The organism is Terriglobia bacterium (genome assembly GCA_020072785.1).
GTDB lineage: Bacteria > Acidobacteriota > Terriglobia > Acidiferrales > UBA7541 > Acidiferrum.
In genome coordinates, this window is sequence record JAIQGG010000005.1 from 111,841 (window position 1) to 131,506 (window position 19,666).

The following is a 19,666-nucleotide window of genomic DNA, read 5'->3' on the forward strand; positions in this document are numbered from 1 at the left end:
ACGATTAGACTGGCGGCATGAGCTTGCTGGAACCGTTGTTCCGATGGAAAGCGGTGGAAGAGCTGTTTTCCGACCGCGCGCGCCTGCAAGGCATGCTGGATTTCGAAGCCGCGCTGGCCCGCGCGGAAGTGCGCGCGGGGGTTATCCCCGCGCCGGCGGCGCCCGCCATCGCCGCAAAATGCCGTGCCGAGCTGTTCGACACCGAAGCCCTGGCTCGCGCCGCGGGGCTTGCCGGCAACCCCGCCATTCCCCTCGTCAAGCAGCTCACCGCTCTTGTCGGAGCAGCCGACAAAGAAGCGCAGCGCTTTGTCCACTGGGGCGCCACGAGCCAGGACGCTATCGACAGCGGCTTCGTGCTGCAGTTGCGCGGGGCGCTGCAGCACATCGAAGCGGAACTCGAACGCCTGGCGGGCGCGCTAGCGCAGCTCGCCGATAAGCACCGCGCCACTCCGGTGGCCGGCCGCACCTGGATGCAGCAGGCGCTGCCGACAACATTCGGCTTGAAGGCCGCGGGCTGGCTGGATGCGGTCACGCGGCATCGCGCGCGGCTCGCAGAGGTGCGCCGCCGCGTGCTTGTCGTGCAGTTCGGCGGCGCCGTCGGCACGCTTGCCGCCCTGGGCAACAAGGGCCTGGATGTGGCCGCGGCCCTGGGCGAAGAGCTGCATCTCGGCGTGCCCGATCTTCCCTGGCACGCGCAGCGGGATCGCGTGGGCGAAGTGGCCACCACGCTCGGGCTGCTTAGCGGAACGCTCGGCAAGATCGCGCGAGACATCTCGCTGCACACCCAGACCGAAGTCGGCGAACTCTTCGAACCCGCCGCGGAAGGGCGCGGCGGCTCTTCCACCATGCCGCACAAGCGCAATCCGGTGACCTCCGCGGTAACCCTGGCGGCAGCCACGCGCATACCCGGGCTGGTAAGCACGATCCTCAGCGCCATGGTCCAGGAGCAGGAGCGCGGGCTGGGCGGCTGGCACGCCGAGTGGGAGACGATGCCGGAGATTATCGGGCTGGCCGCCGGGGCTCTGCACCACCTGACGGAAGCCATAACGGGTCTCGAACTGAACGCCGAACACATGGCCGGAAATCTCGAGCTGACCCACGGTTTGCTCTTCGCGGAAGCGGCGCAAATGGCCCTGGGCCGCGCCCTGGGACGCCAGGCAGCTCACGATCTGGTGCAGGCGGCATGCCAGCGGGCGCAGACGGAGAAGCGCCACCTGCGCGCCGTCCTCGGCGACGACCCCATTGCCGCCAGGAATCTTGCGAAAGAGGATCTCGACCGGCTCTTCGACCCGCGCCAATATCTCGGCGTCTCGGAGCAATTCATCGACCGCGTGCTGGCGGCGCATTCCTCCCAGCAGACAAAAACATCCGGCGAAAGCAGGTGAAGGAAATGCCCTTCGTGGAATACGGAGACTTGCGCGTAAATTACGCGCTGACGGGAGCGGCCAGCGCACCCGTGCTGATCCTTTCGAACTCGCTGGGCACGAATTTCTCCATGTGGGACGCGCAACTGCCGGCGCTCGAGAAAGAGTTCCGCGTGCTCCGCTACGACACACGCGGTCATGGCCAGACCTCCGTGACGCCCGGCCCGTACACGATCGAACAGCTCTCCCGCGACGTTCTCGGGCTGCTCGATGCCCTGCACCTCGACCGCGCGCACTTCTGCGGCCTCTCCATGGGCGGGATGATCGGCATGTGGCTGGGCGCGCACGCCGCGGAGCGCTTCCGCAAAATCGTGCTTTGCAACACCGCTGCGAAGATCGGCACCGCGGAAACCTGGAGCGCGCGCATCGAAGCCGTGCGCAAGGGCGGCATGCAGGCGGTGGCCCCCGCAGTGATCGAACGCTGGTTTACGCCGGAGTTCCGGGCGTCTGCCGCGGCCATCGTCGCGCCCGCGCTGCGCATGCTGGAAAACTCCCCGGCGGAAGGCTACATGGCCTGCTGCGCGGCACTCGGGGCGATGGACCAGCGCGAAGCCCTGGCGGCGATTCGCGTGCCCGCGCTGGTGATCGCCGGCGCCAGGGACCCCGTGACGCCGCCCGCCGAGGGCCGCTTCCTCGCCGAACGGATTCCCGGAGCGCAATACGCCGAGCTTCCCACGGCGCACCTTTCGAACGTCGAAGCACCCGCGCAATTCACCGCGGAACTCATCCGTTTTCTGAAGGCCTGAGGAGAAGGAGCGGCAATGGACGAAAGCGAACGGTATCAGCAGGGGATGGGCGTGCGCCGCGCCGTTCTAGGCGACGCGCACGTGGACCGCTCGTTGCAGAACAAGAACGAATTCAACCAAGAGTTTCAGGACCTGATCACGCGCTACGCCTGGGGCGAAATCTGGACGCGGCCCGGCTTGCCGCGGCATACGCGGAGCTGCATCACCCTGGCGATGATGGTGGCGCTGAACCGCGGCGAGGAGCTGCGCATGCATCTCCGCGCGGCGTTCAACAACGGCGTAACCCGCGAGGAGATCAAGGAAGTCCTGCTGCAAACCGCCATCTACTGCGGCGTGCCCGCGGCCAATTCCGCGTTCCACATCGCGGAAGAAGTATTCGCGGAGATCAACTTTAAGCGCTAGGCCCCGCTCAGAACGGGTACGGGTGGCGGCCCATCTGGATCGTTACCCACTTTACCTCGGTCATTTCATCGATCGACCAGCGGCCCCCTTCCCGGCCGCTGCCCGAATCCTTTACGCCACCAAATGGAACGGTGGCCTCGTCGTGGATCGTGGGGCCGTTGAGATGCACCATGCCCGCTTCCAGCTCCAGAGCGAAGCGCATGGCCAGTTGCAAATCATTCGTCAGCACGGCGGAAGAGAGCCCGTAGACCGAGGTATTGGCCAGGGCCAGCGCGTGATCGGCATCCTTCGCCTTGCTCACCGCCGCCACCGGACCGAACAGTTCGTCGCGGAACGCCGCCATCTCCGGGGTCACATCCGCGAGCACCGTCGGATGATAGAAATTGCCCTCGTAACGTCCCCCGGTGAGCAGCCGCGCGCCTGCGGCGACCGCCGCTTTCACTTTGCCGTCAATCATCGGGCATTGCGCAGAACGGATAAGCGGCCCGATCACCGTATGCGGGTCGCGCGGGTCGCCAACCTTCATGGTCTGCGCTTTGGCGGCAAAGCGCTTCAAAAACTCTTCATAAATCGGCGCTTCAACGATGATGCGCGAGCCGGCCATGCAGATCTGGCCCTGGTGGATGAAAATGCCGAAACACGCGGTATTGACGGCATAGTCGAGGTCGGCGTCTTTCAGGACGATGACCGGGCTCTTGCCGCCCATTTCCAGAACGACGCGTTTGCCGCGCTTGGCGCACTCCGTGGCAATGATGCGCCCCACGGCGGTGGAACCCGTGAAGGTCACCAGCTTTACGCGTGGATCGTCAAAGATGACGCGTGCCAGTGTGGGGCCGTCGCCGGGAACGACGTTGAAGACGCCCGGCGGCACGCCCGCCCGATTGAAGACTTCGGCGAGCTTGAGTCCGACGAGGGAGGTTTCCTCCGAGGGCTTAAGGACAAACGTGTTGCCGGCAGCCAGGGCGAAGGCCACCTTCTTCAAAGAGAGAATTACCGGAAAGTTGAACGGTGAAATACCCGCGACCACGCCGAGCGGGCGGCGGATGGCCAGGGAGATCAGGCCGGGCGAGTCCGACGGGAAGACGTCGCCATGGATACGGCGAGCTTCGCCGGCGATGGACCGCACCATGTTCGCGGCCATGGGCACTTCGAACATGGCTTTTCCAAAGGTGGAGCCGCCTTCGTCGATCAGGAGGTCCACGATTTCCTGGCGCGCCGCTTCCAGTTCATCGGCAGCCCGGTGGAGGAGGCGCTCGCGCTCGCACGGGGGAGTGGCTGCCCATGCGGCCTTCGCGGCATCCGCGGCATCAATGGCCGCGCGCATGTGCTGCTCCTGCGCCATGAACACCTTGGCGAACGAGCGCTGATTCGCGGGATTGACGACGTCCGTCAGCGCGGATGCCGGAACATCAATGGCCTTGCCACCGATATAAGGGGTAGAAACCATTTCTCTCCTCCATTGTGTAAATCCCTCAGCGCCAGACGCGGCGGGCGGTCTCCGCCACGAGCCGCATCTTGGCCCACTGCTCGTCCTCGGTAAGGAGATTCCCTTCCATGGTGGACGCGAAGCCGCACTGCGGGCTCAGCGCGAGATTCTCGAGCGGCACGTAGCGCGCGGCCTCGTGTATGCGCTGTACGAGCTCGTCGCTGCTTTCCAGCCTGGCCAGCTTCGAGCTCACCAGCCCCAGAACCACCGTCTTACCCCGCGGCACAAAACGCAGCGGCTCGAAGGTCCCGGAGCGCTCGTCGTCGTACTCCAGCAGGAAGCGGTCCACCTCCAGCGTCCCGAACAACTTCTCGGCCACCGCGTCGTAGCCGCCCTCCGCGTACCAATGGCTGCGATTGTTGCCCCGGCACAGGTGGATGGCCAGGGTCACGCCCGGCCCCCGCGCCGCTGCGAAGCAGGCGTTGTCCGCACGGATGGCTTCATCCAGCAGCGCATCCGGATCGGCATTCATCTCCTTGCGGATCCACTCGCGCCACTTGGGGTCCATGTAGTAGCTGTAGCGCGGTGCGTCGATCTGGATGTAGCTCACGCCATCCGCGGATAGCTTCCCGAGGTCCGCCTTCATGATCTCCACGATGTCCCACAGCAGCGCGGCATGGTCCTTGTAGACCTTTTCCGTGATTCCTCGTTTGAAGGAGATCGCCGGAAACTGCGTGGCGCTCGGCAGCGTCATCTTAATGGCGCCAGGGCTGTGCGCTTTGAGGAACGGCAGCTCATGTCCCGTCAGGGGGCGCACCTGGCGCAGCTTCGCGGTCACGATCCCGGTCACGCTGCTCACGGGGGCGTCCTTCGACTCCCCGGCCTTCCAGGTGCGCGAGATGGCGTCGCCCAGGTCGAATCCCTCGACCGCGTCGGTGAAATCACTCATGAAGTTGCGCCGGCGCAGCTCTCCGTCCGTGAAAATCTCGAATCCCAGCTCCTTCTGCTTGGCCAGAACGCGCTGGATGTGCCGGTCCTCGATGCTCCGCAACTGCTCGGCACTGGTCGACGCAGAACGCCGCGCCTCCAAAATCTCGGCTGGCCTCAGAAAGCTCCCAATATGATCGGCTCGGTACTGTGCTGACATCTCAGTATCCCACTCTAACTTAGATGGCGAGCTCCGGTAGGTCATCTAACGCGCACGGCTCATGTGGCTGACCTTGCGGACGGAAACATCTGCCTTTGATACGCGAAATTCGCTGGTCGCGCAAGCTCTCCGCAATGCTTATTCCGCCCTAGGACGGTTTACGCTCCGGACTTCGATGCGTCCTCAGGTCTCGAACCACGTCGTCCGATCGCCCAGGCTCCTGGCAATTTTCCGTGCCGTCTCTCGCACCATCTCGATCTTCTCTACCTGTTCAGTTCCCTGAAACCTCTGCGTCGGCCCGGCCAATCCAACCGCGCCAAGCACACAGGCGTCGCGGAGAAACACCGGCGCCGCGACACCGTTCAACCCGCGCTCCAACTCCTGCTCGTCCAGCGCGTATCCCCTCTGACGAACGCGGCGCAGATCATTTTTCAGGTCGTCGACCTGGGTCAGCGTGTGCGGCGTATAACGCGGCAATCCATTGTTGGACAGAATGGCTTCCACCTCCTCTTCGCTGAGATAGGCGAGGACGGCCTTGCCCGCCGCCGTGCAATGCGCTGGAAACTGAGCCCCCACCGGCGTGCGTACGCTGATCATCGTGTGCGCGGAGTCATAACGGTCGACGCAGACGATTCCCCCCGCTCCCGGCACCGCCAGGCTCACCGCCTCCTTCGAAGTGCGCGCCAGTTCCATCAGGTAGCGCCGCGCTTCGCTCTGCAGCGTCCTGGCCTGCGCCGCCTTCGTACCCAGTTCATGCAGCTTCAACCCCAGCCGATAGCGCTCGCTCTCCGGATCCCGCTCGATCAGATCGAATTTCTCCATGGCGCTCAGGAGGCGATACACGGTGGTCTTGTTCAGCCGCAGCCCGGACGCAATCTCCGTCACCCGCATCTCCGGCCCGTTCTGGCCCATGTGGAAAAGAATGCGCAGCGCCTTTTGCAGAGACTTGCTGGAGCCGGCAGAATGGTCAGCCTTCCTGGCTGCGCGTAGGTTTTTTCTCCGTGAAGACACCGCCACAGTCGACGCTCCTTCCGCCCCGTGCGATCCGCAAGAGGGCATGCGGATCGCCTCCTGGACGGGGCCACAGACTTTTCCCTTGACGCTTGCCGCATTGTAATTAAAATCGCTCCTATGTCAATATGAAACATTCTTTCATAATGTGAACTCTCCAAGGAGAGCCCTAGGTACCGCGACGAAACCAAGATTGATTGACACATCCTAGATCTTCGCGGGATCGCATGCAGGCTAAGAAGTGTGCGGATAGCCCCAATTGGAGGAGAAACGGGGGCGGGACCGGGCCCGAAAAATGAATCGGCTCCGCTCGCCCGAGCGGCTTGGACCGTGGCGGAACGGCCAAGGCTCGGAGGAGAGGAGCCGAACTTTGGCTGTCTCTCGTAACGCGCTGAACCATCCAGGGGTTCAGAAATCAGAGACAGCGCTAAATCCTGAAATCGCTTCCCGTCAGCGCAGCCATTTTTCGGGGTCGCGGAGGGCTTCCACCACGTCGTTCATGAACGCCGCGGCGCGCGCCCCGTCCACAACCCGGTGGTCGCTGGAGAGCGTCAACGTCATCACCGGGCGGATGGCCGGCTTGCCATCCACCGGCACCACACGATCGGCAATACGCCCCACGGCAAGAATCGCGACTTGCGGCGGATTGATGATCGCGGTGAACGAGTCCACGTTGAACATCCCAAGGTTGCTGATCGTGAAGGTCCCGCCGGCTATGTCCGCTGGACGCGAGCGGCCCGCGCGGGCGCGCTCTGTGAGGTCCCGCCGCTGGACAGCGATTTCCCCGAGGTCCAGGGCATCCGCCTTGGGAATCACCGTCGCGACCACGCCGTCGTTCACGGCCATGGCCAAGGCCATATTCACATCAGGATTGAGACGGATTGCCGCGCCGGTCCAACTGGCGTTCATCCGCGGGTGCTTGGCCAGGGCACGGGCCACCAGGGCCACCAGCATGTCGGTCTGCGTGGGCTTCACCCCGCGCGCCTTCTCCACGGTTTCGCGCAGCTTCTTGTGCGTTTCCACGAGCGCGCCAGCGTCCACTTCCCGCACTACGAAGAAGTGCGGCACTGTGGTCCAACTCTGCGTGGTGCGCTCGGCCATCAAGCGCCCGATGATACCCAGCGCCTCGGTACCGCCAGCGGCGGCGGCCGGAGCAGCAGCGGGAGCGCCCTTCGCGTCCACCAAAGCCTGTATGTCCGAAGCCAGAATCTCGCCATCCGCGCCCGATCCGCGCACCTGGGCAATGTCGATGCCGTGCTCGCGCGCCAGGCGCCGCGCTTTGGGCGAAATCCGCACTCCTCCGCCCGCTGCCTGCGCGGAACGATCCGCGGCGGCTGCGGCCGGACGCGCAGCTTCTGCGCGGGCCGGACTGGGAGCAGCCGCCGGCGCGCCAGCCGCGGGCACCGCCTCGCCGGGAAGGACGAGCCACGCGATTGTCTGGCCGACGGGAATGACCGCACCTTCGTGCGCGGTAATCCCCGCGAGAATGCCCTCTCCGGGGGCTTCCACTTCCACCACGGCTTTGTCGGTTTCAATCTCCAGCAGCGGCTCGCCCTTGGCGACGCGTTCGCCTTCTTTTTTCCGCCAAGCCAGGACCTTGCCGGTTTCCTGCATCAACTCCAGTGCGGGCATTACGACGCTGATAGCCATGGTCCGTGAGAAAAGTGAAGGTCCCGCCCTCAGCTCTTGACTCCGACTCCTTCCATCTTGGCGCTGGCTGCGATCATCTCCTTGACGTGCTGGTTTGGTTCCGGGTCGGACTCGCGCAGCGTCGGCAGCGGCCCCTTCACGGACACGTAATGCGAGCCCGCGACCAGCAGCTCTTCCGCCGGGAAGCGCGTGATCACCTCGTGGCCGGTTTCCGTCACCACGATCTCTTCTTCGATGCGTGCCGCGCTCCAGCCGTCGGTGGAAGGCCAGAACGTCTCCAGCGCGAACACCATGCCCGGCTTGATCTCGCAGGAATGTTCGAGCGAAACGAGCCGGCTGATCACCGGCTTTTCCCAGATGGCCAGCCCGATGCCGTGGCCGTACTGCAGCGCAAACGCCGCCTCTTCATTCGGGAAGCCGAACTCCTGCGCCTTGGGCCACACCGCGGCGATCTCCGCGGTCGTGCGCCCGGGCCGCACCAGCGAAATGGCCGCATCCAAATAGTCGCGGCAGCGCTTGTAGGCGTCGGTCATCGCGTGCGATGCGTAGCCGATGGTGAAAGTGCGGTAATAGCAGGTGCGGTAGCCCATGAACGAGTGCAGAACGTCGTAATACACCGGATCGCCGGGCCGCAGAATGCGGTCCGAAAACACGTGCGGGTGCGGGTTACAGCGCTCCCCGGAAATCGCGTTCACCGCTTCCACATACTCCGAACCGAGATCGTAGAGGACCTTGCTGACCAGCCCGACCGCCTGGTTCTCGCTCATGCCCGGCTTCATCGCCCGGTACAGTTCATCGTAGGCGGCGTCCACCATCATCGCGGACGTATTCAGCAGCTCGATCTCGTCCCGGGTCTTGATCAGGCGCACGTCGGACATGAGCTGCTGCCCGTCGACGATGGTGATTCCTTCCTTCTGCAGGGCGAAGAGGATCGGCGGCTCGATGATGTCGACTCCCACCGGCTCCTTATGCAGCCCGCGCTTCTCCAGCTCGATGCGGATCTTCTTGGCCACGTCTTCGGCGCGTCCCATCTCCGGCGACATGGCTCCGCGCAACATGCCGATTCCCGCCCGCGAACGCTCGCCGAGCCACGGGCAATGCAGCTGATGATGCTTGGCCGCCGATCCGAAGTCCCACAGGATGGGCTCATCCTTCTGCGGCAGCAGCGTGAACCGGCTCATCTTGTCCTGTGCCCAGGTGCCGATGTGCGTGGCGGTGATGTAGCGCACGTTGTTCATGTCAAAGCAGAGCAGCGAGCCCATCGAGGACTTCGCGAGATGCGCCTTCACCCGGGCCAGGCGCTCGCGGCGCAGGCGGTCGTAATCAATCCTCTGCTCCCAATCAACGGCCATCAATCCATGTGTAGGTAGCGCCACGTCAGGTCTCCTTGTTGCAAATTTCAGGAACGGCTACAGAGCGCACGGGCCGCATCGAAGACCGTGCGGTCGGTGGGCAAAGTTGCATCTTCGAGGGGCGGCGAGAACGGAATCGGAACGTGCATGGCTCCGATGCGCTTCACCGGTCCGTCCAGTTGATAAAATGCGCCTTCGGCGATCACCGCGGCGATCTCCGCCGCCACGCCGTACCGCCCGTAGCCTTCGTCCATGACGATGGCCCGGGAGGTCTTCTTGACCGAGTCGACGATGGTTTTCTCGTCGAGCGGCCAGGTCGTGCGCGGATCGACCACTTCGGCGCTGATCCCCGCCTCGTCCAGCAGCTTCGCGGCGTCCAGGGCCACTTGCACCATGCTGCTGGTGGCCACGATGGTGATGTCGCGGCCCACGCGCTTCACATCGGCCACGCCCAGCGGAATCGTGTACTCCTCGGCGGGTACCGGCCCCTTCAACTTGTACATCATCTTGTCTTCGAAAAAGACGACCGGATTCTCGTCGCGGATCGCCGTCTTCAGCAGTCCTTTGGCATCGTACGGCGTGGATGGCAGCACCACCTTGAGCCCCGGAACGTGGCTGAACCACGCATGCAGCGACTGCGAATGCTGCGCCGCCGACCGCCGCGCGGCTCCCATCGTCGTGCGCATCACCATCGGGACTTTCCACGTGCCACCCGACATGTAATGCACCTTGGCCGCCTGATTCACCATCTGATCCATCGTCAGGGTGATGAAATCTCCGAACATGATGTCCACGACGGGACGCACGCCCGTCATGGCCGCGCCCACGGCGAGGCCCGTAAACCCGGCTTCCGAAATCGGCGTGTCAATCACACGCCCGGTGCCGAATTCTTCCACCAGGCCCGACAGCACCTTGAACGGCGTGCCGGCTTCGGCCACATCCTCGCCGAGAATGCACACCTTGGGATCGCGGCGCATCTCTTCCGCCAGCGCTTCTTTGATCGCTTGGGCGAACGTCAATTCACGCACGGCATCTTCAGGCATAAATGTCCTGCTCCACTTGGTCCACACCGGGATAGGGTGCCGCCAAAGCGAACTCGACGGCTTTCTTCATTTCCGCTTCGATCTCCGCGTAAATTCCATCGAGCTGGGCTTTCTCCGCATGCTTCTGCTCGAGGAGCCAACTGGAGAAAAGCTTGATGGGATCGCGCTCTCCTATCCAGAGTTGCTCTTCCTGCTTCGAGCGGTAGTATTCGCGGCTGATGTCGCCGACATGGTGGCCGGTGTATCGGTAGGTCTTGCACATCAGCAGCGCCGGTCCCTCGCCGCGCCGCGCCCGCTCGATGAGCCGCGTCGCTGTCGCATTCACCACGCGCACGTCCTGACCGTCCACGCTCTCCGCGTGCAGCCCGAACGCCGTGCCCCGTGCCAGGATGTCCCCGGCCGTCGTCTCCGTGTAGTGCGTGTACTCGTTATACAGATTGTTTTCGCAGACGTAGATCACCGGCAGCTTCCAGAGCTGCGCCAGGTTCATGACCTCGTAGAGTACGCCTTGTCCCAGCGCTCCCTCGCCGAAGAAGCACACCGCCACTTGTCCAGTCTTCAGCTGCTTGGCGGAAAACGCCGCTCCCGTGGCAATCCCTGCGCTCCCGCCAACAATAGCGTTCGCGCCCAAGTTTCCCGTCTTGGGGTCGGCAATGTGCATCGAGCCACCCTTGCCGCGGCAATAGCCCCCTTCTTTGCCCAGCAGTTCCGCGAACATGCGATCCGGCGCCGCGCCCTTGGCCAGGCAATGCCCGTGCCCGCGATGCGTGCTGGTGATGTAGTCATCGGCCCGCAGCGCCTCGCAGATCCCCACAGCCACGGCCTCTTCGCCCGAGTATAGGTGCGCGAGCCCCGGCATCAGCGCGCGCTTGTACAGCTCGTTGACCTGCTCTTCAAACAGGCGGATGCGCAGCATCTGCCTGTACATCCTCATCCACTGCTGGACGCCGAGCGCGGTCTGCGTCTCGGAACTACCGGTGGCTATGGTCATTTCGCAACTCCGGACATGCGCGCCAGCACGTCAAACAGCACGGCGAAATCCTGTTCCACCATGCCCATACCCCGCGCGGCGGTCAGGAACTCGTTGGTCACCGCGGTCGTCGGCAGTGGCACATCGAGCTGCCGCCCCAATTCCAGGGCCAGCAGCATATCCTTCTGCATCATGTTTACGTTGAACCACGCCTCGCCGGGCATCTTCAGAATGAACGGTCCGCGGTATTGCACCATCGGCGACGCCACCACGCTGTGCGTGAGCACGTCCACCGCGACCTCGCGCGCCACTCCGCTCTTCTCCGCCAGCAGCACGCCTTCGGAAAACGCCAGCATTTGCACAGCCAGACTCAGATTTACGGCGATTTTCATCGCCAGCGCCAGCCCGTTATCCCCCACATGAGTGACTTTGGGGCCGATATCCAACAGCAGCGGCTTCACCTTCTCAAACGTTTCCTTGCGCCCCCCGACCATCACCGACAGCTTCCCTTCCTGCAGCGTAATCACGCTTCCGGAGACCGGCGCATCCACCAGGTCCGCGCCCTTTTCCCGCACCTTGGCGGCCAGGCTGCGGCTGGCTTCCGGGCTGATCGTGCTCATGTCCACCAGCGTCTTGCCCTTACCGACCCCGGCCAATATCCCGTCCGGCCCCTCCATGATGGACATCAGCGCCTTGGTGTTGGTGACCATGGAAAAGGTCACGTCGGCAGCCACAGCCACCGCCCGCGGCGAATCGGCCCACTTCATGCCCTTCTTCATCAGCCAGTCGGCCTTCCCACGCGTGCGGTTGTACCCCGTCACCGTGTGGCCCTTGTCCAGCAGGCGGCTCACCATCTGACTGCCCATTACTCCGAGGCCTACAAACCCAAGATTTGCCATCTCACTCTGTCTCCCGGCTCTTAAACTTTCTTCTTAACGTCCGGTATCCGCCCCCCGGACGCGTCTTGCGAATCCTCCCGGATCTGCTGCAGGTGCGCACGCATCGCTTCCCGCGCTCGGTCCGCATCACGATGTTCCACGGCATCGAGAATACGTTTGTGGTGAAACTGCCCGCGTTCTGGACCGCCCGCGGTCAGAAAGATGCGCATGCGCTGCTCACGTAGCAACCCGACGATGGAGTCGGTCACCGACAAAATGAGGGGATTGGCCGCCGCTTCGGCCAGGGAAAGATGAAAATCGAGGTCCGCCTCGATAAAGGCGTTGGGATCCTGCATGGAACGGTCCATGACGGCGACTGCCTCGCGCATAGCGGAGAGATGCGCCTCTTCAGCGCGGCTCGCCGCCAAAGCGGCGATTTCCGGCTCGAGAATGGCGCGCATTTCCGCTAGATGCGCGGACCCGTCCGACTGCCCAAATTTAATCATCAGATCGAAGGACTGCTTGATGGCTTGCGAGGTGCCGTTAGTGATGAAGGTGCCACGGCCCGAGTACGCTTCCACTAAACCTTTTTCGTGCAGCGCCTTGACCGCTTCCCGGACGGCGGTGCGACTGACGCCAAACCGTTGAGCAAGGTCACGTTCTGCGGGCAACTGGTCGCCCGCCTTGAGCGCGCCCTTCTGGATTGATTCCTCGATCTGTTGAACGATCTGCTCGTACAAACGTAAAGATTGAACAGCTTTGTACACGGTACTCCCCCTACGCAAAACGAATCGATCGAAAGGCTGTGCTTTAGTTGCGGCACAACGGCAGAAGCACAAAACAAGGCTTCAAGTCGTGATTATTCATTCCCCGGTCTATTGGTCTGACCACCATATCACAGGACCAATACCAGCACAACTCTTTTATGATTCCTGAATCCACACCGTCTTGGCATTCGTAAACTCTCGAATCCCGTGGATGCTCAGCTCGCGTCCGTGCCCGGACTGCTTCACGCCCCCAAACGGGACTCTCGGATCGGAGGCTACCATCTTGTTGATAAACACCATTCCTGCATCCAGATCATTGATGAAGCGCTCGCGTTCGGCTTTGTCATTGGTCCAGGCGCTGGCGCCCAGCCCGAAGCGCGTGTCGTTGGCGATGCGGATGGCGTCGTCCACGTCTTTTGCGCGGAAGACACACGCCACCGGCCCGAACAGCTCTTCCTTGTAGGCTGGGCAATCCTTGGGAATGTTCGTCAGGACCGTCGGCGCATAAAAATTGCCCGGGCGCGGCAACTTCTTGCCACCGGTCAGAATCCGCGCACCGGCCTGCACCGACTTCTGCACGTCCCGGTCAAGATCGGTTACACCGTCCGGAGTAGCCAGCGGCCCGACGTCGACACTCTCATCGAACGGATCGCCCACTTTCAGCGCCTCCATCCGCGCGACGAATTTCCGTTCAAATGCATCGGCAATCGATTCGGCCACGATAAAGCGCTTGGCGGCGATGCACGACTGCCCGTTGTTCACACATCTCGCTTTCACGCCGGACTCCACCGCAGCGTCCAGATTCGCACTGGGCATGACGATGAAGGGATCGCTCCCGCCCAGCTCCAGCACAACCTTCTTGATGCGTTTGGCCGCGCCGATTCCCACTTCAATCCCTGCGCCTTCGCTGCCCGTGAGTGTGGCGGCTACTACCCGCGGGTCATTGAGAACACCGTCGACTTTGGCCGAGCCGATCAGCAGCGTCTGAAAAACGCCTTCGGCAAAACCAGCCCTGCGAAAAAGATCCTCGACAGCCAGCGCTGATTGCGGCACGTTCGACGCGTGCTTCAGCAGCCCCACATTGCCCGCCATCAAAGCCGGCGCGGCGAAGCGCAGCACCTGCCAGAAGGGATAATTCCACGGCATCACCGCCAGGACCGGGCCGATCGGAAGGTAACGCACGAAGCTGCGGCTGGCGCTGGTCTCGATGATTTCATCCGCTAGAAAACGCTCGGCGTTCTCCGCATAATAGCGGCATCCCGAAGCGCATTTCAGGACTTCGTCCACCGCGGAGCGATAAGTTTTCCCCATCTCCGTGGTCATCAGCCGGCCAAAAACTTCCTTGTCCTTTTCCAGTATCTCCGCCACCTTGAGCATCAACCGGGTGCGTTCCGCAAAAGGCATCTTGCGGTGCCTGGCAAACGCGCTCGTTGCGCGCTGCAACTTCTCTTCGATCTGCGCGTCGGTCAGTGGCTCGAATATCTTCAGGGTCTCGCCTGTTGCGGGATTAATCGTGGCTATAGCCATTGCGGCTCATCCTCCGGGGTGCCTTTCGGCATTAGATCGCTTTTATCCAATAGAAAGACTGCTGCCAGCCGAACAACTTGTCAGGCCCAGCCGGAATTTATGGTCTGACCATTATACCATAGCGCTCCCGGCGCAGACCTTCTGCGGGCCTATATAGTAAGGATAAAAATTGCCTGTATGTGTTTGGATTCCTTCGCGGTGGAGCCGTCTTACCTGTTTTCGGAGAGTCTTTTACTGCTTTCAACTATTCATCGCAAATCGGATTTCGCAGCGTGCCCACACCTTCCACGCTGACCTCCACCACATCGCCGGAGACGACCGCCCCGACTCCCTGGGGTGTGCCGGTGGCGATCAAGTCGCCGGGAAGAAGCGTCATGACCTCGGCAATAAAGCGGATGATGGCATCGAGCGGAAAGATTAAATCCCGGGTATTGCCCTGCTGGCGCACTTCCCCATTCACGCGCGTTTCCACGCCCACGCCGGCCCAGGGATCCAGATGTTCCGTCACCAGCGGCCCCACTGGACAGAACGTGTCGAAGCCCTTGGCGCGCGCCCATTGCCCGTCAACGTCTTGCAGGTCCCGCGCGCTGAAATCGTTCAATGCCGTGTAGCCCAGGATATAGGGACGCACGTTCTCGTCTCCGGCCAGTTTGCGGCAGCGCTTCCCGATCACCACGCCCAGTTCTCCTTCGTAATGCGTGCGCCGGGAGCTTTTCGGGCGAAGAATGGTTTCTCCCGTGGCCAGCAGCGAAGAGGGCGGTTTGAAAAAAATCAGCGGCTGTTTGGGAACTTGATGGCCCATTTCTACGGCATGCCCGCGATAGTTCCGGCCCACGCAGACGATCTTCGAAGGGCGCACCGGGGCGAGGAGTTTCGCTTCGCTTAGAGGCAGATGGGCCATATGCCTGGAGGGAACATTTTCCACCCCTCCATTCTCTTCGGGAGCAGCCAGCAGCAAACGGGTAATGACGTCTTTGCCTGCGAGGGTTTCGACGAGTCCGTACTGAGCCTGGCCTTCGAATTGGAACCGGCAATATTTCATGGACACCCCTCACTTGTCGTCAGGACGCAGCCGGAAAACGCGAATTCGGGCGGCGTCCACGCGGCCGCCGCCCGAATTCGCCAGAAACAAGGGCTTCAGGCGCTCTGGTAGAGCTTGGTGAGCACGAACTCGCGGTGCCCCAGGGCTTCGGCGCAGGTGAGCCGGCCGTTGCAGGTGCGGATCATGATTTCGATCAGCCGGTCACCGGCCTCGTCGAGCGTCATCTCCCGCCGCAGAATCCCGGAGACGTCCAGGTCGATATGCTCGCCCATGGTACGCGCGGTCCTGGGATTGGCGGTCAGCTTGATGACCGGCTCGATGGGATTACCGATGACGTTGCCCTGCCCGGTGGGAAAGAGATGCACCACGAACCCGGCGGCCGACTGCAGGGTTATGCACTCCGCCGCCGCCGAAGAGGTGTCCATGTAATACAGCCCAGCGCCCTTGGCCGGCGCCTCGGCTGGATTCAGCACGTCGATATACTTCGTCTTTCTGCCGATTTTCGCCAGATTGCCGAAGGCTTTCTCCTCGATGGTCGTCAGGCCGCCCGCGATATTCCCTCTCGTCGGCTGCGAGTCCGAAAGGTCGCTGGTCTTATACCGGTTGATGACTTCCTGGTAGGCATCGAAAACCTGCATGAAGCGCTTGCCTACCTCCGGGGTAGAGGCACGGCTGGCGCAGACCTTCTCGGCTCCGGTGAGTTCGGAAGTTTCCCCGAAGCAGGTGGTGGCGCCCAGCGGATCCAGCTTGTCGATCAAATTTCCCACGGTCGGACAGGAAGCTAGGCCCGAAGTGGTGTCGCTCTCCCCGCATTTCACCGAAATGAAGAGTTCCTCGATCGAACAGACTTCGCGCTGCTTCTCCGAAGCCCACTGCACGAACTCCTTCGCCTTGCGCGAAGCCGAAGCGATAGTGCTGATGTCTCCGTTGCACTCGATCGCAAAACCCGCCACCGGCTTGCCGGTCTTGGCGATGCCGTCGATGATGCGGCCTGTCCAGCTGGGCTCGATGCCGATGACCACGCAAGCTGCGACGTTCGGATTGGAACCCATCCCGATCAGCGTGCGAAAGAACAGCTCGAGGTCCTCCCCGAACTGCAGGCGGCCGTAGGCGTGCGGAAGCGCCAAGGCGCCCTTGATATTGTTTGCAACCGCTTCCGCGGCCGCATTCGAAAGATCATCGAGTGGCAGAATGACAACATGATTGCGGATTCCAACCCGGCCGTTTTCGCGGCGATAGCCAAAAAACTGATAGCGACCCATCATTACCACCTTTTCGTCTTGAGATTATGAACGTGCACGTGCCGTCCCTTGCCGACCTCCGCCACAATCCGGCCGACGTCATGGCCGTATTTCAGGACGGTGTCCCCCGTTTTGAGATCCCGGAGCGCGATCTTGTGGCCCAGAGGCACCGCATCCAGAGCCTGGAGCGTAATCGTCTCGTTGGTCTCCATGATCCAGCCGGTTACATCCTTGCCCGGCTGCACATCTTCCACAACCACGACGCCGACCGTATCGGCCTTGTCGTGAACGATAAAGTGAGTGGCCATGCTTTTCTCCTGAATAAATTCGTAAAACGGTCGCCGGCCCGGTCAGCGGCCTTCGGTGCTGGCCAGCAGGCGCATGATTTCGGTGGCGGCTTTGGTCGCCTCATCCCGCATGAGTTTCTCGGCAAGCTCCGCTTGGCGCTTCTTGATGGCCTCCAGCATGCTGCGCAACCCTCCGATGCTCTCTTTCCAGCGCTCCGCGGTGCGCTTGGGATGCCCCAGGCCCAGGGCGCGCCAGCGCCAGATGCGCACGTGCAGCGTGCCGATCATGGAGGAAAGCGTCTCGCTCCCCGCCCCTTCAAACAGGACGTCGTAAAAAATGTTCTTGCTTGCCAGGATCTGCGCGGGATCGCCGCTCTTGTAGGCCTTCTCCGTGGCGTTGAGCTCCTGCTCCAACTTTTCCACCTGCGCTGCGTCCGCATTCTGGACGAACAAGCGGGCCGCCAATCCCTCGAGCACGGCGCGGATGGCATAGAGATCTTTGGCTTCCGCTAACGTGAGTTCGCGCACCACCGGTCCCTTGTTGGGAATGATGGCGATCAGCCCTTCGGTTTCCAATTGGCGCAGTGCTTCGCGGATGACCGTGCGGGAGACCCCCATCATGCTGATGAGTTCACGCTCGACAAGGCGCGAGCCAGGCGCCAGGCGCCCGGAGATGATAGACTGGCGCAGTTCATCCAGAACTTGCCGGCGCAAGGGCGCGGCAAGCTTGCGAATCACCGGAAGAACCGCCCCGGTAGCGGCTATAATGCTTGACTGTCGCATCATACCGTACTATCGTATGATGAGTTGCTGTGGATTGCAACTGTTTCTTGTGACCGTCATTCGCGTTTTTATATCCGCTGAAAGGGCAGGCATGAGCTCTACTCCAGTCAAAGTCGGCATCGTCGGGCTCGGTCGCTGGGCCAAAGTACTTACCCGCGCTGCCAGCACATCCCAGCAACTAAAAATCGTTGCCGGTTTCAGCCGCTCCGAAGAAAAGCGTCTGGCCTTCCAGCAGGAAATGGGCGTTCCCGCGGCCCCGGACATGAATTCCCTGCTCTCGAACCCCGAGATCAAAGGTGTCATTCTCACCGTCCCCAACGAACAGCACCTGCCCGTTGCGACCGAGGTAGCCAAGGCCGGCAAGCACGTGTACACCGAGAAACCCATCGCCAGCACCCTCGAAGACGGTCTGGAGATCGCCGCCCTGCAGCAGAAATACGGTATCACCGTTACCGTGGGTCATAGCGCACGGCTGATGGCCGGCATGCGCAAGATCCGCGAAGCCATCGACAGCGGCGAGCTGGGCCGCCTGGCCTTTCTCGAAGCCAATTTTTCCAACGAGCGCGCCCTGGAGCTGACGCCGAAAACCTGGCGCTGGTACAAGGCCAAGGCGCCCGGCGGACCCTTGTCCCAGTTGGCGATCCACATGTTCGACGTGCTGCACTATCTCGGCGGTGAAATCACCGAGGCCAGCTCCATGGCCTCCAAGCTTTCGCCGGTCGGCGCGGAAGTGGACGATCAGTCCATGACGCTGCTCAAGTTCAGCGATGGCAAGGTCGGCTATGTGGGTTCCTGCTGGACCTCCCCCGGCGTCTTCGCCGTGCGCGTCTTCGGTTCCAAGGGCCTGATGCATTATGAGATCGACTTCGGCACCTGGGATACCCCGGACAAACTGCACGAGACCTCGACCCTCTACATCCAGCGCGGCAAGGACGGCTACGCCAAGCGTCAGGAGCTGAAGGTCCCGCAGAGCGATATGTTTCGGACGGAGCTGGAAATGTTTGCGGAAAGCTGCCGCAGCGGAAAGCCGGGCGAACTTACCGCGGAGAACGGCAATATCGCCGTCGCTGTCGTCAATGCCGCCCTGCGCTCGCTTGAAAAGAACGGCCAGTACGTGCGCGTCGCCGACATCCTCGCAGAAGCGCGCAAGAGCCGCTGATAGGAGCCGTCCCTGTGCCGAGCCGCTACTTCATCGACCTGACGCAGCCGGAAATCGCCGCGCAGTTCAAGCGTCACCCGCTCGTGATTCTACCGGCCGGCAGCGTCGAACAGCACGGCCCGCATCTGCCAACCGGCACCGACACCTATGCCGCGCAGGTGATCGGCCATGCCGTGGCGGAACGCATGGACGGTGTGGTGTTGCCCGGCACTCCCCTGGGCGTCACCCCGATGCACATGCCGTACGAGGGCACGATCACGCTTTCGCCGGACACCTACATGCGCGTGGTCACCGAAACCTGTGTCTCCACGGCCAGGCACGGCGCGAAATATCTGCTGATTCTCAACTGGCACGAAGGCAACATCTCTTCTCTGGGCATCGCCGCCGAAGCCCTGCACCGCGAGCATGGCATGACCGTGCTTACCGTGCAGGCCTGCTACGTCGCGGCGGAGATGTTCGGTCCCGAATGCAATGGCCTGACCCATGGCGGCGAGATCGAAGCGCTTGCCGTCCTCGCTTACCGCCCGGATCTCGTGCATCTCGACCGCATTGATTATTCCTCCGACGCGCAGCAGGCCAGCAAGATGGACAAGCTGCGCCGCACGAGCAGCTATCAGCCGGTTTTGACCGATATCCGTTCCATCGCGCCGACCGGCTGGTACGGCAGCCCGCAGCACGCCACGGCGGAAAAGGGCGTGCGCATGCTCCATGCTATCGCCGGCGCCATCGCCAGGGAAGCCACCGAGATCTTCCGGCAACTGGACCTGGTCCAGGGCGGCGTCGCCGAAATCAAGCAGTTGCGGTAAGGACA

The 19,666-nt window shown here is 62.5% G+C and carries 19 protein-coding genes; 5 read left to right on the forward strand and 14 right to left on the reverse strand.

Annotation, left to right across the window (positions count from 1 at the left end; all coding sequences use genetic code 11):
- The first annotated feature begins 17 nt into the window (after nucleotides 1-17).
- Genes LAN61_13330 through pcaC form a run of 3 tightly spaced genes read left to right on the forward strand, consistent with a single transcriptional unit; the run spans nucleotide 18 to nucleotide 2,572 of the window.
- Complete coding sequence (locus tag LAN61_13330; GenBank protein MBZ5541492.1) at nucleotides 18-1,385, forward strand: 3-carboxy-cis,cis-muconate cycloisomerase; 1,368 nt, start codon at nucleotides 18-20, stop codon at nucleotides 1,383-1,385.
- A gap of 5 nt (nucleotides 1,386-1,390) precedes the next feature.
- Nucleotides 1,391-2,170 carry a 3-oxoadipate enol-lactonase gene (gene pcaD, locus LAN61_13335; GenBank protein MBZ5541493.1) on the forward strand — a complete coding sequence of 260 codons (780 nt, stop codon included), beginning with the start codon at nucleotides 1,391-1,393 and terminating at the stop codon, nucleotides 2,168-2,170.
- Nucleotides 2,171-2,185: 15 nt separating this feature from the next.
- Nucleotides 2,186-2,572: a 4-carboxymuconolactone decarboxylase gene (gene pcaC / locus LAN61_13340; protein MBZ5541494.1), complete on the forward strand. Its 387-nt coding sequence runs from the start codon at nucleotides 2,186-2,188 to the stop codon at nucleotides 2,570-2,572.
- 7 nt (nucleotides 2,573-2,579) lie between these two features.
- On the opposite strand, the gene LAN61_13345 is transcribed toward pcaC, so the two are convergent.
- The 14 genes from LAN61_13345 to LAN61_13410 form a co-directional block, all read right to left on the reverse strand.
- A complete protein-coding gene (locus LAN61_13345; GenBank protein ID MBZ5541495.1) occupies nucleotides 2,580-4,019 on the reverse strand; it encodes an aldehyde dehydrogenase family protein in 1,440 nt (479 codons plus the stop codon).
- A gap of 25 nt (nucleotides 4,020-4,044) precedes the next feature.
- Nucleotides 4,045-5,145: a methionine synthase gene (locus LAN61_13350; GenBank protein ID MBZ5541496.1), complete on the reverse strand. Its 1,101-nt coding sequence runs from the start codon at nucleotides 5,143-5,145 to the stop codon at nucleotides 4,045-4,047.
- Between the two features lie 183 nt (nucleotides 5,146-5,328).
- Nucleotides 5,329-6,057, reverse strand: a complete 729-nt coding sequence (locus tag LAN61_13355; GenBank protein ID MBZ5541497.1) for an IclR family transcriptional regulator — start codon at nucleotides 6,055-6,057, stop codon at nucleotides 5,329-5,331.
- 549 nt (nucleotides 6,058-6,606) lie between these two features.
- Nucleotides 6,607-7,806 carry a 2-oxo acid dehydrogenase subunit E2 gene (locus tag LAN61_13360; GenBank protein MBZ5541498.1) on the reverse strand — a complete coding sequence of 400 codons (1,200 nt, stop codon included), beginning with the start codon at nucleotides 7,804-7,806 and terminating at the stop codon, nucleotides 6,607-6,609.
- 29 nt (nucleotides 7,807-7,835) lie between these two features.
- Nucleotides 7,836-9,182: a M24 family metallopeptidase gene (locus tag LAN61_13365; protein ID MBZ5541499.1), complete on the reverse strand. Its 1,347-nt coding sequence runs from the start codon at nucleotides 9,180-9,182 to the stop codon at nucleotides 7,836-7,838.
- A 23-nt stretch (nucleotides 9,183-9,205) separates the two neighbouring features.
- Entirely contained in the window at nucleotides 9,206-10,201 is a 996-nt protein-coding gene (locus tag LAN61_13370) for an alpha-ketoacid dehydrogenase subunit beta (GenBank protein MBZ5541500.1), read from the reverse strand.
- On the reverse strand, nucleotides 10,194-11,192 hold the full coding sequence (locus LAN61_13375; GenBank protein ID MBZ5541501.1) for a thiamine pyrophosphate-dependent dehydrogenase E1 component subunit alpha: 999 nt from the start codon (nucleotides 11,190-11,192) through the stop codon (nucleotides 10,194-10,196). Before LAN61_13375 ends, LAN61_13370 begins: the two co-directional genes overlap by 8 nt.
- On the reverse strand, nucleotides 11,189-12,070 hold the full coding sequence (locus LAN61_13380; GenBank protein MBZ5541502.1) for an NAD(P)-dependent oxidoreductase: 882 nt from the start codon (nucleotides 12,068-12,070) through the stop codon (nucleotides 11,189-11,191). The genes LAN61_13375 and LAN61_13380 overlap by 4 nt, the downstream gene beginning before the upstream one ends.
- Nucleotides 12,071-12,090: 20 nt before the next feature.
- Entirely contained in the window at nucleotides 12,091-12,816 is a 726-nt protein-coding gene (locus tag LAN61_13385) for a FadR family transcriptional regulator (GenBank protein MBZ5541503.1), read from the reverse strand.
- A gap of 156 nt (nucleotides 12,817-12,972) precedes the next feature.
- A complete protein-coding gene (locus tag LAN61_13390; protein MBZ5541504.1) occupies nucleotides 12,973-14,343 on the reverse strand; it encodes an NAD-dependent succinate-semialdehyde dehydrogenase in 1,371 nt (456 codons plus the stop codon).
- 244 nt (nucleotides 14,344-14,587) lie between these two features.
- Nucleotides 14,588-15,385, reverse strand: coding sequence for a fumarylacetoacetate hydrolase family protein (locus LAN61_13395; protein ID MBZ5541505.1), 798 nt, complete (start codon nucleotides 15,383-15,385; stop codon nucleotides 14,588-14,590).
- Between the two features lie 95 nt (nucleotides 15,386-15,480).
- Complete coding sequence (locus LAN61_13400; protein ID MBZ5541506.1) at nucleotides 15,481-16,656, reverse strand: UxaA family hydrolase; 1,176 nt, start codon at nucleotides 16,654-16,656, stop codon at nucleotides 15,481-15,483.
- Complete coding sequence (locus tag LAN61_13405) at nucleotides 16,650-16,934, reverse strand: flagellar biosynthesis protein FlgA (GenBank protein ID MBZ5541507.1); 285 nt, start codon at nucleotides 16,932-16,934, stop codon at nucleotides 16,650-16,652. Before LAN61_13405 ends, LAN61_13400 begins: the two co-directional genes overlap by 7 nt.
- A gap of 42 nt (nucleotides 16,935-16,976) precedes the next feature.
- Entirely contained in the window at nucleotides 16,977-17,699 is a 723-nt protein-coding gene (locus LAN61_13410; GenBank protein MBZ5541508.1) for a GntR family transcriptional regulator, read from the reverse strand.
- Nucleotides 17,700-17,787: 88 nt separating this feature from the next.
- On the opposite strand from LAN61_13410, the gene LAN61_13415 reads away from it, so the two are divergent.
- Nucleotides 17,788-18,855: a Gfo/Idh/MocA family oxidoreductase gene (locus tag LAN61_13415; protein MBZ5541509.1), complete on the forward strand. Its 1,068-nt coding sequence runs from the start codon at nucleotides 17,788-17,790 to the stop codon at nucleotides 18,853-18,855.
- 14 nt (nucleotides 18,856-18,869) lie between these two features.
- Nucleotides 18,870-19,661: a creatininase family protein gene (locus tag LAN61_13420; protein ID MBZ5541510.1), complete on the forward strand. Its 792-nt coding sequence runs from the start codon at nucleotides 18,870-18,872 to the stop codon at nucleotides 19,659-19,661.
- The last annotated feature ends 5 nt before the right edge of the window (nucleotides 19,662-19,666 follow it).

What these genes read in the sequence shown, in the direction of transcription:
- LAN61_13330 (MBZ5541492.1), top strand. Translation starts at nt 18, where the DNA reads ATGAGCTTGCTGGAACCGTTGTTCCGATGGAAAGCGGTGGAAGAGCTG.
- pcaD (MBZ5541493.1), top strand. Translation starts at nt 1,391, where the DNA reads ATGCCCTTCGTGGAATACGGAGACTTGCGCGTAAATTACGCGCTGACG.
- pcaC (MBZ5541494.1), top strand. Translation starts at nt 2,186, where the DNA reads ATGGACGAAAGCGAACGGTATCAGCAGGGGATGGGCGTGCGCCGCGCC.
- LAN61_13345 (MBZ5541495.1), bottom strand. Translation starts at nt 4,019, where the DNA reads ATGGTTTCTACCCCTTATATCGGTGGCAAGGCCATTGATGTTCCGGCA.
- LAN61_13350 (MBZ5541496.1), bottom strand. Translation starts at nt 5,145, where the DNA reads ATGTCAGCACAGTACCGAGCCGATCATATTGGGAGCTTTCTGAGGCCA.
- LAN61_13355 (MBZ5541497.1), bottom strand. Translation starts at nt 6,057, where the DNA reads ATGGGCCAGAACGGGCCGGAGATGCGGGTGACGGAGATTGCGTCCGGG.
- LAN61_13360 (MBZ5541498.1), bottom strand. Translation starts at nt 7,806, where the DNA reads ATGGCTATCAGCGTCGTAATGCCCGCACTGGAGTTGATGCAGGAAACC.
- LAN61_13370 (MBZ5541500.1), bottom strand. Translation starts at nt 10,201, where the DNA reads ATGCCTGAAGATGCCGTGCGTGAATTGACGTTCGCCCAAGCGATCAAA.
- LAN61_13375 (MBZ5541501.1), bottom strand. Translation starts at nt 11,192, where the DNA reads ATGACCATAGCCACCGGTAGTTCCGAGACGCAGACCGCGCTCGGCGTC.
- LAN61_13380 (MBZ5541502.1), bottom strand. Translation starts at nt 12,070, where the DNA reads ATGGCAAATCTTGGGTTTGTAGGCCTCGGAGTAATGGGCAGTCAGATG.
- LAN61_13390 (MBZ5541504.1), bottom strand. Translation starts at nt 14,343, where the DNA reads ATGGCTATAGCCACGATTAATCCCGCAACAGGCGAGACCCTGAAGATA.
- LAN61_13395 (MBZ5541505.1), bottom strand. Translation starts at nt 15,385, where the DNA reads ATGAAATATTGCCGGTTCCAATTCGAAGGCCAGGCTCAGTACGGACTC.
- LAN61_13405 (MBZ5541507.1), bottom strand. Translation starts at nt 16,934, where the DNA reads ATGGCCACTCACTTTATCGTTCACGACAAGGCCGATACGGTCGGCGTC.
- LAN61_13410 (MBZ5541508.1), bottom strand. Translation starts at nt 17,699, where the DNA reads ATGATGCGACAGTCAAGCATTATAGCCGCTACCGGGGCGGTTCTTCCG.
- LAN61_13415 (MBZ5541509.1), top strand. Translation starts at nt 17,788, where the DNA reads ATGAGCTCTACTCCAGTCAAAGTCGGCATCGTCGGGCTCGGTCGCTGG.